Below are 16274 nucleotides of genomic sequence, written 5' to 3'. Positions count from 1 at the left end.
GCGGGATTCAGCCCGCCTTTTGTTTCAGGCTCGCATGCCAGGCGGCCAGGAGTTTGGCCTCGGCCTCGGCGCTCGGCCCCGCCAGCTTGGTGCGGCCCTTCTCCACCTTCTCCTGAGTCTTGAACCAGGCCAACGTGTCCTTCACCGTGGCGCCGACGGGACGGAAGCGCAGTCCCGCCTTGAGCGCGCGCGTGTTGCGCCAGGTGTGGAAGCCTTTGGTGTCCCCTTCGAAGGGCGCCCAGATGGGGAATTCCAGACCCTCCTGTTTGGCCAGGAAGGCCTGGCTTATCCACGTGGGGGCGCTCGCCGCGCCGCCGGCTTTCTGGCAGGCCTTCACCACATCGCCCCAGGCCAGGCGCCGGTCCGGCCCCGTGGCGTTGAAGCGGCCCATGGTGCCATCCTCCACGAGCTTCACGAGCCATTCGGCCAGGTCGCGCACATCGATGAGCTGGAGCGGATCGGTGGCATTGCCGGGCACGGCCACCTCGCCGCCTCGGTCGAAGCGCACGGGCCAATAGGTGAAGCGTCCGCTGGGATCGTCCGGGCCCACGATGTAGCCCGGCCGGATGATGGCGGTCCGGCCCGGCATGGCCGTCTCGGCGGCCTGTTCGCAGAGGGCCTTGAGGGCGCCGTAATTCGCGTAGTCCTTGCCCATGGTCTCCGCGGCGGGATCCGCCATGGTGGCCAGGGGCGCATCCTCGTCGCCGTTCTCGGGATTGGGTTCCTTGTAGCAGCTGATGCTGGAGATGTAGAGGTACTGCTTGGCTTTGGGGGCCAACAATTCGGCCGAGGCCTTGACGATGCGCGGGTAGTAGCCGGAATTGTCGATGACGGCGTCCCAGGCGCCGTCGCCGAGGGCCTTGAGGCCCTCCCCCTTGAGCGGGTCCCGATCGCCGTTCAATTCGGTGACCTTGCCCTTGAAGTAGCCCGGCCGCGTCTTGCCGCGGTGGAAGATGGTGACTTGGTGGCCCCGCGCCAACGCGGCTTCCACGGTGGCGGGTCCGAGGAAGCCCGTGCCCCCCAGGATGAGGATTTTTTTCGGCTGCTTGGCCGCAGGGCCGCGCCCCATCAGGCTGCCCGCGGATGTAGTGGCCGCCGCCGCAGCGGCGAGTTCCAGGAAGGTGCGGCGTGAAAGGGTCATGGCGTCTCCAAGAAGCGGGTTCGGGGGCCGGGACAACCTGTCCTGGAATGGGTATGAAACAGAATGCGGATTACATCGTTACACAATGTAGGATCGTTCCAGGCCCTCCGCAAGCTCCCAAGGAAGCCAGATGTCCATGAATTCGAGCCATGCCCTGAGGAACAGTCTGCGCCGCGTCTTCCTGCTGGAAGAAGGCGAAGCCCCGGCGCTGCTGGAGGCCGGGTCCTATTTCTTCTTCCTGCTGCTGAGCTTCTACCTGCTGCGGCCCCTGCGGGAGGCCTTGGGCATCGCCAAGGGCGCCGACAAGCTGCCCTGGCTCATGACCGGGACGCTGGTGGCGATGCTGCTGGTGAACCCAGCCTTCGCGGCCCTGGTGGCGCGGTTCCCGCGCAAGCGGTTCATCCCGATGGTCTACCGGTTCTTCGCCTTGAACCTGCTGGTCTTTTACGGGCTCTTCCGCTGGAAGGCCGGGAATGCCTGGCTGGGCTACGGCTTCTACATCTGGCTCAGCGTGTTCAACCTGTTCGTCGTCTCGGTGTTCTGGGCCTTCATGTCGGACATCTTCAACGATGGCCAGGGGAAGCGGCTGTTCAGTCCTATCGCCGCTGGCGGGACCTTGGGCGCCATCGCAGGGGCGGCTCTCACCGAAGCCTTGATGCGGGGATTTCCGCTGGGCGCCTGGCAGGTCCAGGCCCGGCCGGCGACGCTCTTTCTGCTCTCCGCGGCTTGCCTGGAGGTTGCGAGCCAATTCATGAAGCGGCTGGGCCGGCGCTTCGGACTGGAAGGCGCGGAACAGCTCCAGCGGGAGCCCGGCCCAGGCGTGATGGAGGGCCTGCGGCTGTTGCTGCGCTCTCCCTACCTGCGGCTGATCTGCCTCTACCTGCTGTTGTTCACGCTTACCTCGACCTTCTTGTACCTGATCCAGGGGCGCATCGTGGAGCGCGCGTTCCAGGACACCGCGGCCCGCGCGGCGGCCTTCGCGCGCATCGACCTCTGGGTGAATGTGCTCTCCCTGGCGGCCCAGTTCCTGCTCGCCGGGCGGATCTTCACCCGCCTGGGCATGAAGGGCGCGCTCTGCCTGGTGCCCTTCCTCACGGTGCTGGGCTTCGGCGCGCTGTGGATCTGGCCCACGTTCGCGGTGCTGGCCTGGGTGCAGGTGGTGCGCCGGGGCCTCCACTACGCCGTGGACAAACCTGCTCGGGAGATGCTGTACATCCCTTTGGGGCCTGAAGAGAAGTACAAATCCAAGCCCTTCATCGACACCTTCATCTACCGCGGCGGCGACGCCGTCGGCGTGTGGCTGCCCACCCTCACGGCCCTGCTGGCCGTGCCTATGGGCGTCCTGGGGATGGCTGTGGGGGCTGGGTGGATCTGGACCGGCGCGCGACTGGCCGTGCGCCGGGCAGGCATGGGCGGAGATCGGGATTCAGGGCCCGTCGGCGATCAGGATGGCCGGCTGGAAGGGCAGGTCCTCGGCAGCTGAAAAGGATTTCATGCCCCAGAGCGCCAGGCGGTGCGCGTAGGGTCTCCACAGCTCCGGCCTCGCCAGCACCGCGGCGATGGGCGGATGGAACATGAGGGCTTCCGGCAGTTCCGCCAGCTCCTCCTCCGTCAGCGCCATGGCTTCTTCCAGATCCCACAGGAACCCGCAGCGGGCCTCGTGGCAGTCCGCCCAGAGCTGGAGCACTTCGCTGGGCTCGAAACTGCTGAAGAGGACCCGGTCCAGGGCATCCGCCGCATCCACGGCCGCCAAGGCCTGCTTCCAGCCGGGCTCGCCCTTCAACTCCACGTTGATGAGCTTCGCCGGCAGGTCCAACACATCGCCCAGGCGCGGCACGTCCTCGCCATTCTTCAGCTTGGGCAGCTCGCTGGCTTTCAACTGCCGCAGGATGCCGCCGCCCACGGCGGTGCGGGCCAGATCATCATCGTGCAACACGCAGCAGACGCCATCCCGCGTGGGCTGCGCGTCCAGTTCGAAGCCGTCCATCCCCGCCGCCAGCGCGGCGCGGAAAGCCTCCATGGAGTTCTCCAGGTGCTTCGTGGAGTAGCCCCGATGGCCTAGGCGCAATGGTTTGGGAGAGGGCATGGAGGCTCCTGGTCCACCCATTGTGGCTGAGTTCGCTGAGATTTTCCGTTGACCGGAAGGAAAGACTCGGGAAAGGTTTTCCTATGCGCCTCGCACCGAAACCGTCCAGCCAGACCGGAAAGGCTTCCAGCCCGTCCCTAGGCCTGGGCCCGGTCCGGCTCGATTCCGCCACGTCGACGACGACTACGGCCTTCCAGGCGCGGCCGGTCTAGCTTTCGTTCTTTTTGCTGACCCGGCCCCGCACCCAAGGCGGGGCTTTTTGTTTTGGGACCTTTATGCGCGTGATGAAATTCGGCGGCACCTCCATGGCTTCGGCGGCCCGCATCAGCGCCGTGGCGGACATCGCGCGGCAGGCCGCCTCCGAGGGTCCGGTGCTGGTGGTGGTCTCGGCCATGAGCGGCGTCACCAACCTGCTGCGGGATGGGGTCCAGGCCGCCGTGGACGGCCGGGACACGGACGCCTGCCGGACCCGGTTTTCGGAGCTCCACCGCGCCACCGCCGCCGAGCTGTTTCCTGGGGATCCGGCGCCTCTGGATGCGGAGCTTCGGGGCCTCGAAAACGATCTTTCGCAATACCTGCAGGGCGTGAAGCTCCTGGGGGAATGCCCGCCCGGCGTCATGGCAAGCCTTTACAGCCTGGGCGAACGGGCCTCCAGCCTGCTGCTGGCCAAGGCGCTCGGGGCCCGGTTGCTGGATGCCGCGGCCTGCATCCGCACCAGCCGCGAATCCCTGGAAGCATCGCCGGACTGGAAGGCCACGGCCGCGGCCTTCGGAGCATTCCGCGAAAACCCGCCCCCGCTCTCCGTGTTGCCGGGGTTCTTCGGATCGGATGCGGATGGCAAGACCACCATCCTGGGCCGGGGCGGCTCCGACTACAGCGCGGCCATCGCGGCCTGGGCCTCGAACGCGCACCTGCTGGAGATCTGGACCGATGTGGACGGCATCTACAGCGCCGACCCGCGCCTGGTGCCGGAAGCCTTCACGCTGCCCGAAACCAGTTTCGAAGAGGCCATGGAACTTTCCTATTTCGGCGCCAAGGTGCTGCACCCCAAGACCATCCAGCCCGCCCGTGAAAAGGGCATCCCCGTGCGCGTCCGCAACACCTTCGCGCCCTCGCGGCCGGGGACGCTGGTGCATGGAGGCTCCCAGCCCTCGCCCCATGGCGCGCGGGGCCTGACCTTCCTCGGCGGCGTCACCCTGATCGATGTGAGCGGCTCCGGCATGACCGGCGTGCCCGGCATCGCCGCGCGCGTCTTCCAGACCATGGCGGCGGCGAACATCTCCGTCATCCTCATCACCCAAGGGTCCAGCGAGTGCGCCATCTCTTTTTCAGTGGCCGAGTCCGAGGGCGGCAAGGCCTTGGAGGCTTTGCAGTCGGCTTTCGTGGCGGAGCTCGCTGCCGGGATGCTGGATCCCATCCAGCGGCGCGCCGGCCATGCGATCCTCTCCCTCGTCGGCGACGGCATGAAACACCGGCTCGGCGTCGCGGGGACCTTTTTCGGAGCCCTCGCGGCGGTGGGCGTGAACATCGTGGCCATCGCGCAGGGCAGCAGCGAGCGCAACATCTCCGTGGTCATCCGCGAGGGCGACGAGGCCCGGGCCTTGCGCCAGGTCCACGCGGCCTTTTTCCGCTCCCTGCCGCAATTGCAATTGGTGGTCTGGGGAAAGGGCAACGTGGGTTCCAAGCTGCTTCGAGCCATCGCGAGCCACCAAACCAATCCGCGGAGGAAGGTCGAGTTGAGAATCTGCGCCGTGGCCAATTCCAGACAATTCACGTTCAATGTGGATGGAGTGCCGGACTGGGATGCCCTTGACGCCGACGCCGCTGGACCCGCCGACCTGGAAACCCTGGTCAAGGCCGTCGCCCAAGCGCGGTTCACGAATCCCGTGTTCGTGGATTGCACCTCCGACAACGAGGTGGCCGAAGCCTATCCAAGGTTGATGGAAGCCGGGCTTCACGTGGTGACGGCCAACAAGAAGGCCAACACGGCGGGCTTCGAAGCGTACCGGACCCTGCGCCACGCTTCGGAGATGCTGCGGCGGAAATTTTTATATGAAACCAATGTGGGAGCGGGCCTTCCGGTCATCGAGACCCTGAGGAACCTGCTCCGGGGCGGGGACCGGGTGCTGCGCTTCGACGGCACGCTGTCGGGATCGCTCTCCTTCCTGCTGGGCCTGCTGGATGAAGGCGCCGCCTTCTCTGAAAGCGTGCGGACCGCCAAGGAAAAGGGGTTCACCGAACCGGACCCCCGGGACGACCTTTCGGGTCTCGACGTGGCGCGGAAGCTGCTGATCCTGGCCCGGGAAATGGGCGCCGAGCTGGAGCTGGCGGACATCGACGTGGAGGGCGTGCTCCCGTCCGGGTTCGATGCGTCGGGAAGCGTGGAGCCCTTCATGGCCAGGCTTCCGGCGCTGGATGAAGGCTTCGCCCAGCGCATGGCGGACCTGAAAAAGGAGGGCCGGGTGCTCCGCCACGTGGCGAGCATCCGGGCCGTGGAGGATGGCTTCCGCTGTTCCGTCCGGCTGGAGGCCGTGGGGCCGGACCATCCGCTCTTTTCGGTCAAGGGCGGCGAGAACGCCCTGGCCTTCCTTACGGAGCACTACCAGCCCACGCCCCTGGTGGTCCGGGGCTACGGCGCCGGAGGCGAGGTGACGGCAGCGGGCGTGCTCGCGGATATCCTGAAGATCGCATCTTTCGAAGGGCTCCCATGAGCAGCGCCATCCGAGCCTACGCACCCGCCAGCATCGGCAATTTCGCCGCCGGATTCGACTTGATGGGCGCCGCCCTGGCGCCCCTGGATGGTTCCCTGTGGGGCGACGTGGTGAGTGTCAAAGCCGCCGCCAAAACCACCCTGCTCGCCACGGGCCCCTATGCCCATCTCATGCCGCCGGACCCGGCGCAAAACCTGGTGCTCCGCACCTTCAACTTCGTGAGGGACGGCCTGGCCGCCAAGGGGATTTCCTGCCCCGACATGGCCTTCACCCTCGAGAAGAACCTCCCGCGCTCCAGCGGCCTGGGGTCCAGCGCCAGTTCCATCGTAGCGACCCTGCTGGCCTGCCAGATGCTCCTGGGGGAACCATTCACGAGATCCGAACTGCTTCAGATGGCGGGCCGCGCCGAATCCCTGGTTTCGGGTTCGGTGCACCTGGACAATGTGGCGCCCTCGCTGCACGGCGGCTTGCTGCTGCTGGTGCCGGGCGGCGATGGGGGGTCCAAACCCCGCGCCCTGCCCTGGCCCGCGGAGCTGGTGATCGCCGTGGTGCATCCCCACTGCGAACTTTCAACCGAACGCGCCCGGAGCGTGATGCCGGACAGGCTTCCGATGCCCGAGGTCCTGGCCTTCGCGCAGAACCTCGCGGCCTTCGTCCACGCGCTGCACACGAAGGACCAGGAGATCTTCATCCGGTGCCTGCGCGACGTGCTGGCCGAACCCCGCCGCGCGGATCTGGTGCCCGGCTTCCGCACCGCCCAGAAAGCGGCCATGCAAGCCGGCGCCCTGGGCTGCACGCTCTCGGGATCCGGCCCCTCGGTCTTCGCGGTCGCGGAGGGAACCGAGCATGGAGAAGAAGTCGTGGCGGCCATCCAGGCGGCTTTCGAAGCCGCCGGACTCGCCTCCGAAGCCCGGCTCTGCGGCGTGGATCCGCTGGGCGCGCGAGTGCTCCCTTGAAATTCGTCAGCACGCGAAACCCCGGCGACACGGCCACGTTCCGTGAAGCCGTGCTGCAGGGCCTGGCTCCGGGCGGCGGCCTCTGGATGCCGGAAACCCTGCCTGTGTTCGAAGACTGGGACAGCCTGCTGCAGCTCCGTTGGGTGGAACGCAGCGAGATCATCCTCCGCCGGTTCATCGGCGAAGAGTTTGATCAGGATGCGCTGGCGGCGGCCATCAGCAGCGCCCTGGACTTCCCCATTCCCTTGGCCCAGGTGCGGCGCGGCCTGTATGCCCTTGAGCTGTTCCATGGCCCCACGCTGGCGTTCAAGGATGTGGGCGCGCGGTTTTTCGCCCACATCCTGGAACTGGTCCGGGAACCGGGGCGGCCCCTGACCATCCTCACCGCCACCAGCGGCGACACCGGGGCCGCCGTGGCCCAGGCCTTCTGGCACCGTCCCGCCGTGCGCGTGGTGGTGCTCTATCCGAAAGGCCGCGTCTCGGACCTGCAGGAGCGCCAGTTCGCCACCCTCGGGGACAACGTCACCGCCCTCGCCGTGGATGGCTCCTTCGACGACTGCCAGGCGCTGGTGAAGGACTGTTTCAACGACGCGGACCTGTCGGCCCGCCACGGCCTCACTTCCGCCAATTCCATCAACGTGGCCCGGCTGCTGCCCCAGATGCTCTACTACGCCGAGGCCATGGCCCAATTGCACAAGCAGGACGTGCGGGATGGCGTCGTCATCGCGGTGCCTTCGGGCAATTTCGGCAATCTCTGCGCGGGGCTCATGGCGAAGCGGACCGGATTGCCCATCCGCGCCTTCGTGGCCGCCACCAACCTCAACGCCACGGTGCCCAACTACCTGGACAGCGGCGAATACCTGCCGCGGCCGAGCGTTTCCACGCTCTCCAACGCCATGGATGTGGGCGCTCCCAACAACTGGGAGCGCATCCAACACCTTTTCGGCGGCGACCTCCATTCCCTCCGCCAGGCCCTGCGGTGGGGTTTCAAGAACGACGACTACACCAAGCGCTCCATCCGCGAATTGACGGGCATGGGCTATCTCGCGGACCCGCACGCGGCGGTGGCCTACGCGGTGCTGGAGGAGCGCCTGGGCCTCTGCGAAACCGGCGTGTTCCTGGGCACCGCGCACCCCGCCAAATTCCTGCCCGTCTACGAGCACATGGGCATCCAGGTCCCGATTCCAGAATCTCTCGAGGCCTTGCGGGACCGTCCCTTGCTGTCGAAGGAAATCCCCAATGACGTGGCGGCAGTCCGCCAGGCCCTTGGGAATCCTTAGGAGCCGTTACGAAATAACCAGTGCTTTTCTGGGTAGTTCGTTACGGCTCCTTATGCCGGTGCACCATCGAATTGACAAGGTTGATGTTTTCCAACGGCCTAGCGGGGAGCCGTGCCCTTCTCCAGCTGGTCGATCATCGCTTTCAGGGCTTTCTTGTTGAGTTCGTCCGGCGCCTGGGCCAGCGCCATGCGGGCGTGTTCCAGAGCCTTTTTCGTATCCCCGGCCGCGGCGTAGCCCCGCGCCAGACCCACATTCACGGGCCACTGGCCCGGGAACTTCTTCGCATTGGATTGGAAGATCTTCAACGCCTCGGCCTTGCGCCCCTGCTGCAACAGCTGGCGGCCCAGTTGGTGGGCGTCCGTGGGCTTGGCCGAGGGATTCGCGATGGCCTTGTCGAAGGTGGCCTGGGCCGCCTCCGCGTTTCCCATTTGGAGCTGGACTTGGCCCAGGGTCGAGAGGGTCTGGAAATTCTCGTTGCCCACGAAGGGGGCGCCCGCCGCCCTCTGGGCCCAGTCCAGGCCCGCATCCAGGTGCTTGCCGGATTGCAGCGTGAACTGCGCCGCGGCCATCAGGTCGGCCCACTGGAACCCGTGCGCGCCATGCATCTCTTTCCTGAGATTCTGGAAGTACAGTTCGTCGGGATCGTCCACGGAGATGGAGATGGGGATCCGCAGGTTCTCCCAGCGCAATTCCAGCCTGGCCTTGGCGGACTCGCGCTCGGTGAATTCATAGGTCAGCCACTCCTGGAATTCGCCCTTGGCGGGCTTCACGTCCACCCGCAGGACATCCTCCTTCGGGGTGTACCAGTAGCTGCCCCAGGCGGAAGAATCCTTCGAGAAGATCACCGTGAAGGTCTCGGGCCCAGGGATCATGTGGAGCCCGTAGGAGCCCGCCGCCAGCGGCTTGCCTTCGATCTTCACGTCATGGGTGATCTTGAAGACGGTGTTCTCGTTGGCCCCGGCGCGCCACGGGCACTCCTTGCAGTCGTTGAAGCCCAGGTCGCTGAGGCCGTAGGGCACCAGTTCTCCCCAGATCTTCCCGGTGCGGTCTTCCCCTGCGCGGTGCACCCGCGGGCTGCTGTAGCTCACGGTCACCTTCACCAGGCCGATGTGCTGGGTGACCGAGGCCTTCTGGTTGTCCCCGCTGGGGGGAAGCGTCAGGCCTTGGGAATAGGCGGGTCGAGAAGCCAGCGAGACGAAGCAGCCGGCAACCACGAGCCCGGCGACGAAATTCAACTGCGGTGTGCGCGTCATGAGGTTCTCCTAAAAAAAACAGGATGGTCGAAGGCAAGATACTCCTCGACGGGCAGAAAAGGGAATGGGCGAAATGGGCGCCAGGGGGTCAACACCCCACCGGATCCCCGGCCCTCCAGCCTCCGGCTTCAAGACGGTCCAACTTGGCAGCCACCGCAGTCCGAGCCTTCGCCCCGTGGACCGGCAGCACCACCACATCTCCTGCCCTGGCCCAGCCGACGAGGCTCAGCGCGGCCTCCGCCTCCGGAAGCACAGTCCGCAGCCGTTCCGCCTCCACGCCTTCGGCGGCGAGGGCCTTCCAGAGCAAGGCTGCGACTTCCCCCGGTTCGCGTCCCCGGAGAAATCCTTCGATGTCCTTCAACACCACGAAGTCAGGGTCGAATCCTGCCGCCGTGGCCGCCAGCGCGCGGATGGCGCCATCCTCCCGGTTGCCGGCCTGGCCCAGAAGGAGGCCGATCCGGCCCGGGCCCCGGACCTGCGCAGCTAGTTTCAACAGGCCTTCGAGGCCTTCCGGATTGTGGGCGTAGTCCATGAAGATCGTGATGCCGCCGAACCGCCAGATCTCCAGCCGCCCGGGATTGTCCCCGCGGGAGGCGCCGAAGGCAGCCAGGACCCCAGCGATGGCCAGAGGCGGGATGCCGAGGCCCGCCGCCGCCAGGGCCGCGCCCGCGAGGTTTGACACGTTGTAGGCGGCATGGCCGCCGGCGCTCAGGGGCATGGAGGCCACGGCTCCGAGATCGTGGGATCGGTCCTTCCAATGGAGGCGCAGGCGGCCATCGCGCACAGCGCAAGTGGCGCCGCTGGCGGCCCGATGCCGTTGGAGCAGGGGGTGTCCGTCCTCCAGGGAGAACCATCCGATGGGGCAGGCCAAGGTGGACGCACGGGCCACGAGTCCGCCGTCATCCGCGTTGAGGACCAACAGGCCGCCGGAGGCGAGCGCCTTCGCCACCACAAGCTTCACATCCGCGAGGTCCTCCAGGGAATGGATCCCGTACTCCCCGAAATGCTCCGGACTGACGTTGGTCACCAGGGCCACATCGGCCTGCCGCGTCGACAGCCCCCGCCGCAGGATGCCGCCCCGGGCGGTCTCCAGGATCGCGGCCTCGACCCGGACATCCCTCAGTACCGCGCGGGCCCCACCGGGCCCGGAATAGTCGCCGGCTTCCACGAGTTCACCTGCGATGTAGATGCCGTCGGTGCAGGTGTGCCCCAGCCGCCATCCCTGGGAAGCGGCCATGGCCGCCAGCAGGCGCACGGAAGTGGTCTTGCCGTTGGAGCCCGTCACCAGGACCGTGGGGATGCCATGGAGCCGCCCCCAGGCCACGTCCGCCGGCGCGGGCAAGGTGTCCATCCGCCAGGCCATGTGGCCGGATCCGGCCCCGATGGAGAGGGTTTCCTCGTCCAGAAAAGCCGGCAGGTTCCGGTGTTGCGCTTCGCGGAGCAGCGCCATCAATCCGGGCCGGACCTCCGCAGCGGACATGGCCCGCATCGTCGCCACCGCCGAATCCTCGTCCCACACCGCCGGGTGTCCCGGCGCGGACAACCTCAAGGAAAGCGTTCCCGTGGTCTCCTCCAGGGCCCTGGTCCAGGCCCATTCATTCACCTCGGTGGCCGCGAAGAGCAGGTCCTCCGGCGCCGCGAAGGCCAGGGTCGCGCCGCTGGCGTGGACCCGCGCGGTCACGGGCCCTCCTGGCCACCCCAGGCGGGAGCGCATGGCTTCGACCAGCCGCGCCCACTTGGCATGGGCCTCCTCCCGGCCGCCCCCCGGCAGCGGCGCCTCCAGCACGGCCCCGCAGGATCCGAAGAGGAGGTTTGGACCTGTCAGGCGGCGGCTGTCCTCGAAGGGAGTGGGGACCGTTCCGCTCAGTCTTCACTCTCCCGGGCGAAGCGCACGCCGCGTTCGTCCCTAATGAGGCCCTCCATGTCGTGGGCTGCGTCTTCCCGCGGAGGCGCTGGCGGCTGGGCCACGTGATCAGATGGCCTGGGCGGGCCCGCCGCGGTTTTTGATGGCGAGGCACCTTCTGCGCGGAACTTGATGATCTGCTTCCAGGAGCGGGTCAGGGCGTCCGCGAAGATCAGCAGCAGATCGCCGGGCTGAGCCATGCGCAGGGAGGCGTCGATGGCCTCCTGTTCATCGGGGATGATGCTGATGGCCTCGGACGGAACGCCCTTCGCCTGGAGCGCCTTGGCCAGGATGCGGGGCACCTCGTCCCCATCGCGGCCCCGCAGGCCGTCGTCCCGGCGGCAGACATAGTGGTCGAAGCGGCCCGCCACCGTGTCGGCGATGGCGACAAGGTCCTCGTCCCGCCGGTCGCCGGGGCCGGCCAGGACGATGATGCGCTTCCCCGCGGCGTCCAGGGCGCAGGCCAGGTCCGCCATGGCGCCCACCGCGTGCGCATTGTGGCCGTAGTCGAAGATCACCTTGAAGGGATGCTCGTCGAACACATTCATGCGGCCGGGCGCCTGGAAAAACGTCGTGTCGAAGGTGCGCAGCCCCATTCGGATCGCGTCCAGCTTGAGGCCGAGCGAAAAGGCCATGGCCGCGGCGAACATGGCGTTCTGCACATTGTGCAGGGCGCGGCCTTCCATGGTCGCGGGCACCAGATGCGTCCAGAGCAGGGGAATATGGCTGCCCTTGTCGTAGAGGGTGATCATCTGGCCGTTGACGCCGGCTTCCAGGGCGCAGGCGCGGCCCCCGGCGCGGATGTGCTCCCGCACCAGCGTGTGCTGGGGATTCATGGTCACGTAGCAGAGGGTCTTCGCGTCCGTGTAGGCCGACATCTTCACCACCTGGGGATCATCGGCGTTGAGCACCGCGCAGTCCCTGGCGACTTCGACGACGATGCGCTTCACCTCCGCCAGCTGTTCCAGCGTGTCGATGCCCTTCATCCCGAGGTGGTCCGCCTGCACGTTGAGGACCGCCCCCACGTTCACGAAGGGCACGCCCATGCCCGCCCGCAGCAGCCCGCCCCGGGCGATCTCCAGTACGGCCAGGTCTATGTTCGGGTCCGCGAGCGCCATGCGCGTGGCCACGGGACCCGTCATGTCGCCTTCCACCGTGCGCTGGCCGTCGATGTAGACCCCGTCGGTGGTCGTCAGCCCCGGCGTGTAGCCCGCCATCTTGGTGATGTGCGCCAGCATGCGGGCGGTGGTGGTCTTGCCGTTGGTGCCCGTGAGGGCCGCCACGGGAACCCGGGAAGGCGAGCCCAGCGGGAAGAGCATGTCGAGGACGGGGCCCGCCGCATCCCGGGGCGTGCCTTCGCTGGGGGATACGTGCATGCGGAAGCCCGGCGCGGCGTTGACTTCGCAGATGGCTCCGCCCACGGTCTTGTAGCTCTCGGTGATGTCGGGGCTGAGGAAGTCCACGCCGCCCACGTCCAGGCCGATGGCGCGGATGGCGCGGGTGGCCATGTCCCGGTTGTCCGGGTGGATGACATCGGTGACATCCGTGGCGGTGCCGCCCGTGCTGAGGTTCGCCGTGGACCGCAAGGGCACGATCTGGCCTTCCGGTGGCACCGAGGCTTCCGTGAAACCCTGGCGGGCGAGCATCATCGCCGCCTGGGCATCCAGCACCAGCCGCGTCAGCACCTTCTCGTGGCCCACGCCGCGCCGGGGATCCTCGTTCACGATCTCCACCAGTTCCTTGACGGTGCGGACGCCGTCCCCCACCACGTGGCCCGGTGTGCGGCGCGTGGCGGCCACCAGTTCGCCGTTCACCACCAACAAGCGGTGGTCGTCGCCCTCCACATAGGTCTCCACGATCACCGAGCGGCTGTGTTCCTTCGCGGCGGCGAAGCCCGCCCGCACTTCGTCATCGGTGGTCAGGCGGATGGAGATGCCCCGGCCGTGGTTGCCGTTGTAAGGTTTGGTCACGATTGGAAAACCGATGCGCCGCGCCGCGCGGACCGCCGCTTCCTCGGTCTGGGCCAGCTCCTGGCGGGGCACCGGCAGGCCGAGGCTGCCGAGGATCTTGTTGGTCTCCTCCTTGTCGCCGGCCAGCTCCACGGCGATGTGCGAAGTCCGCCCCGTCACCGTGGCCTGGATGCGCTGCTGGTACTTGCCGTGGCCGAGCTGGACGAGGGACTGGTCGTTCAGGCGCATCCAGGGAATGCCCCGCTCCTCCGCGGCGCGCACCAGGGACATGGTGGACGGCCCCAGGGCGCGGCGCTGGGCATAGCGGATGTATTCGTCCCGGGCCGTGCCCCAGACCCAGCCCTCGGGCACGCTCCGCTCTGGCCGGATATCTTCGGGCAGGAGGGAGCAGAGGAGGCGCATGGCCAGCTCGCCGGCCTCGACCCCCTCTTCCTTCTGGGCGTACTCGTAGACCACCGTGTAGACGCCCTCGCGGCCCGCGCCGCGGGTCTTGCCGAAGGTCACCTGTTCGCCCGCCACGTTCTGCAGCTCGATGGCGACGTGCTCCAGCACATGCCCCATCCAGGTGCCTTCGTCCTCCCGCATGCGCCGCACGAAACCGCCGGGCTCGCCGTAGCTGCAGCCATGCTCCTGGAGGCCCGGCAAGGCCTCGATCAGCGCGTCGATGAAACCGCTGCCCAAGCGCGCCGTGGGCCACAGTTCCAGCGCCTCGAGGTCCAGTTCCAGGCGGATGACCGGAAAATGGGCATAGAGCGAAGGGCCGACGTAGATGGATCGGTCGAGGATGCGCATGGGACTTTCCTTATCCGGCTCGCTAGAGGAGATGTGGCCAGAATCTTACCCCGCTCCCGCGAAGGGCGCCCGTTGTAGTTTCCGGAATTCAGTTGCTGGCTTTGGTCCAGGAACGCGCGTCGGGGCCTGGAAAGGCCTCCCGGGTGCTGAGGTTGAACGAGGCTCCGGACACCAGCACGTGGACCGTCAGGCCGAGCATGCAGATGGGCTGGCCTGGATCCGTGTCGTCGATGCCCGAATATTCGATGTTCGCGGCGTCCACCACCGTGATGCCGCCCTTGCCTTCGACCTCCAGCAGATTGTCAGGACCGATGAAGGCGGCGGTGTCTTCGTCCAGGCCCAGGCCCACGGAGAAAGGGTTGAAGGCGAGCGCCGAGAGGAGGCGCCCCAGCCGGTCCCGCTGGCGGAAATGCTGGTCGATGATGAAGCGGTTCGTGAGCCCCAGGCCTGGCGCCAGGCTCACGCAGCCAAGGGTGGGCACGGCGCCCTCCTCGCCGAAGGCGATCATGTGCTCGCTGAGGAAGCTCGCCCCCGCAGAAGTCCCAGCGGTGTGCACGCCCCGGGCGTTGAGGCTGCGCAGCAGCTTGGCCAAGGGCGTGCCGCCGAGGATCGTGGTGAGCCGCAGCTGGTTGCCGCCGGTGAAGAAGATGCCGCTGGCCTGCTCGATGCGCGCCAGGCGGCCCCGTTCAAAACAGTCCCGCCGGGTGTCGAAATCCAGGGCCGTGACCCGGCCCGCGCCCAGATGCTTGAAGATGCCCTCGTAGCGGGCGCCGGTGTCCTTGAGGCGGCTGGCGGTGGGGATGACCACGATGTCGGCCTCCCCGCCCCCGCACAGGGCCACGAAGCGCTTCAGGATGCGCGGGTCGTGCTCCTTCTCCTCGGCGCCGCCGATGGGGATGATGAAGCCGCGCTGCTCGCCCTCGGGCACCTTGCTTGGACTCATGGAACCGGCTCCTCGAACATGCCGCGCCGCAGCGCCGCGCCCGAACGCACGAACCAGGCGCCCTTCATCATCACATCCGCGGCGCCCGAGGGTCCAAGGACCACGAGATCCGCGTCGCCGCCCACCCGGATCCGCCCCTTGGAGGGCAGCCGCAGCAGGCCCGCGGGATTGGATGTGAACGCGGGCAGCACGCGCTCCAGGGCCTCGCCGGAAGCCAGCAGCTCCAGCAGCGTCTCCATCAGGGAGCCGGGAGAGCCCACGCCCATGCGCGTGATGCGGCCCTCGCCATCGAAGCGGGGCAGGCAGCCGCCGCCGTCTGAACTGATGCTCACCCGTTCCCGGGGCGCGCCGCTGTCGAGGTACCGCCGCAGCCCCTGGGCGGCGGTCCAGGCGTCTTCGCCTTCCTCCACGGGGAAGGCCGTGAGGTCGATGCTGCAGCCGGATCGCGCCAAGTCCAGCGCCTCGTCGAAGAGGGCTTTGCGGCGGTTCACGTGGGTGGGATGGAAGACGCGGGGCGGCAGCTCGCTCACCGCGAGGGCCTCGCGGATCAGCGACAGGCCCCGCGGCCCGTTTCCGAGATGGAGATGGACAAGGCCGGCTTTGCCGGTGAAAAGGCCGCCCAGGTGGGCGTCCGAAGCGATGCGCAGGAATTCGTCGAGGGTGGGCTGGCTGGAGCGGTGGTCGGAGATGGCCAGTTCCCCGACGCCCAGGATGCAATCCACGAAGGCGATGTCGTCGCGCACGCTGCCGGTGAGGGTCAGCGGCGGCACAGGATAGCCGCCGGTCCACGCGTAAGCGCCCATGCCTTCGTTGCGCAAGCCATTCACGGTGGCCACCAGATCGCGCATGGTGCGCGTGGCGCAATCCGTTCCCAGCACACCCACCACCGTGGTGACGCCGCCCAGCGTGAAGCGGGAGAGGGGCACGGCGGGCACCCGCGTGTGGGCACCGGCCTCGCCGCCGCCGCCAGTCACGTGGGCGTGGCAATCGATCAATCCCGGGATCAGGCGACGCCCTGCAAGATCAACCTCATCAGCCTGGAAGGCGCCAAGATCGGATGCGCTCCTTCCGATCCAAAGCACTTTCCCAGCGCCGATCAGGACATCCTTCAGACCCAAGGCCTCCGGCGCGTAGGTATCTGCGTTGCGGAGCAGCGTGAGTGTTTGTGCCGGGGCTTCGGAAGGTGCGGTCATCACAGCTTCCAGTGTAGACGCCCCCGCTGCCCAGCCCTCAACTTCC

The 16274-nt window shown here is 67.6% G+C and carries 11 protein-coding genes; 4 read left to right on the top strand and 7 right to left on the bottom strand.

Features of this window, described 5'->3' with window-relative positions; translation table 11 throughout:
- Nucleotides 1-7: 7 nt before the first annotated feature.
- Nucleotides 8-1141, bottom strand: a complete 1134-nt coding sequence (locus tag IPQ13_10425) for an epimerase (protein MBL0211308.1) — start codon at nucleotides 1139-1141, stop codon at nucleotides 8-10.
- A 130-nt stretch (nucleotides 1142-1271) separates the two neighbouring features.
- Here IPQ13_10425 and IPQ13_10420 point away from each other — a divergent pair, with 130 nt between their 5' ends.
- Entirely contained in the window at nucleotides 1272-2624 is a 1353-nt protein-coding gene (locus IPQ13_10420; protein ID MBL0211307.1) for an MFS transporter, read from the top strand.
- On the opposite strand, the gene IPQ13_10415 is transcribed toward IPQ13_10420, so the two are convergent.
- Nucleotides 2568-3227 (bottom strand): glycerophosphodiester phosphodiesterase, encoded by a 660-nt coding sequence (locus tag IPQ13_10415; GenBank protein ID MBL0211306.1) that lies wholly within the window; start codon nucleotides 3225-3227, stop codon nucleotides 2568-2570. The two genes, IPQ13_10420 and IPQ13_10415, sit on opposite strands and share 57 nt — an antisense overlap.
- 275 nt (nucleotides 3228-3502) lie before the next feature.
- Between IPQ13_10415 and thrA the strand changes: the two genes are divergently transcribed.
- Genes thrA through thrC form a run of 3 tightly spaced genes read left to right on the top strand, consistent with a single transcriptional unit; the run spans nucleotide 3503 to nucleotide 8174 of the window.
- Entirely contained in the window at nucleotides 3503-5938 is a 2436-nt protein-coding gene (thrA, locus tag IPQ13_10410; protein ID MBL0211305.1) for a bifunctional aspartate kinase/homoserine dehydrogenase I, read from the top strand.
- A complete protein-coding gene (gene thrB / locus IPQ13_10405) occupies nucleotides 5935-6894 on the top strand; it encodes a homoserine kinase (GenBank protein MBL0211304.1) in 960 nt (319 codons plus the stop codon). Before thrA ends, thrB begins: the two co-directional genes overlap by 4 nt.
- Entirely contained in the window at nucleotides 6891-8174 is a 1284-nt protein-coding gene (gene thrC / locus IPQ13_10400; GenBank protein ID MBL0211303.1) for a threonine synthase, read from the top strand. Before thrB ends, thrC begins: the two co-directional genes overlap by 4 nt.
- A gap of 98 nt (nucleotides 8175-8272) precedes the next feature.
- On the opposite strand, the gene IPQ13_10395 is transcribed toward thrC, so the two are convergent.
- The 5 genes from IPQ13_10395 to IPQ13_10375 form a co-directional block, all read right to left on the bottom strand.
- Nucleotides 8273-9427, bottom strand: coding sequence for a DUF2911 domain-containing protein (locus tag IPQ13_10395; GenBank protein MBL0211302.1), 1155 nt, complete (start codon nucleotides 9425-9427; stop codon nucleotides 8273-8275).
- A gap of 88 nt (nucleotides 9428-9515) precedes the next feature.
- A complete protein-coding gene (locus IPQ13_10390; protein MBL0211301.1) occupies nucleotides 9516-11294 on the bottom strand; it encodes a Mur ligase in 1779 nt (592 codons plus the stop codon).
- Entirely contained in the window at nucleotides 11291-14092 is a 2802-nt protein-coding gene (cphA, locus tag IPQ13_10385; GenBank protein MBL0211300.1) for a cyanophycin synthetase, read from the bottom strand. Before cphA ends, IPQ13_10390 begins: the two co-directional genes overlap by 4 nt.
- An 88-nt stretch (nucleotides 14093-14180) precedes the next feature.
- A complete protein-coding gene (locus IPQ13_10380; protein ID MBL0211299.1) occupies nucleotides 14181-15035 on the bottom strand; it encodes a cyanophycinase in 855 nt (284 codons plus the stop codon).
- Entirely contained in the window at nucleotides 15032-16228 is a 1197-nt protein-coding gene (locus IPQ13_10375) for a beta-aspartyl-peptidase (GenBank protein ID MBL0211298.1), read from the bottom strand. Before IPQ13_10375 ends, IPQ13_10380 begins: the two co-directional genes overlap by 4 nt.
- Nucleotides 16229-16274: the final 46 nt, after the last annotated feature.

The sequence above is a fragment of the Holophagaceae bacterium genome, from assembly GCA_016720465.1.
Lineage (GTDB): Bacteria > Acidobacteriota > Holophagae > Holophagales > Holophagaceae > JANXPB01.
Note: the sequence above shows the minus strand (reverse complement) of the source record. Positions and strands in the feature narration are given on the sequence as shown.

Coding starts and splice junctions, on each gene's coding strand:
- IPQ13_10420 (MBL0211307.1), top strand. CDS start 1,272: ATGTCCATGAATTCGAGCCATGCCCTGAGGAACAGTCTGCGCCGCGTC.
- IPQ13_10415 (MBL0211306.1), bottom strand. CDS start 3,227: ATGCCCTCTCCCAAACCATTGCGCCTAGGCCATCGGGGCTACTCCACG.
- thrA (MBL0211305.1), top strand. CDS start 3,503: ATGCGCGTGATGAAATTCGGCGGCACCTCCATGGCTTCGGCGGCCCGC.
- IPQ13_10425 (MBL0211308.1), bottom strand. CDS start 1,141: ATGACCCTTTCACGCCGCACCTTCCTGGAACTCGCCGCTGCGGCGGCG.
- thrB (MBL0211304.1), top strand. CDS start 5,935: ATGAGCAGCGCCATCCGAGCCTACGCACCCGCCAGCATCGGCAATTTC.
- cphA (MBL0211300.1), bottom strand. CDS start 14,092: ATGCGCATCCTCGACCGATCCATCTACGTCGGCCCTTCGCTCTATGCC.
- IPQ13_10380 (MBL0211299.1), bottom strand. CDS start 15,035: ATGAGTCCAAGCAAGGTGCCCGAGGGCGAGCAGCGCGGCTTCATCATC.
- IPQ13_10395 (MBL0211302.1), bottom strand. CDS start 9,427: ATGACGCGCACACCGCAGTTGAATTTCGTCGCCGGGCTCGTGGTTGCC.
- IPQ13_10375 (MBL0211298.1), bottom strand. CDS start 16,228: ATGACCGCACCTTCCGAAGCCCCGGCACAAACACTCACGCTGCTCCGC.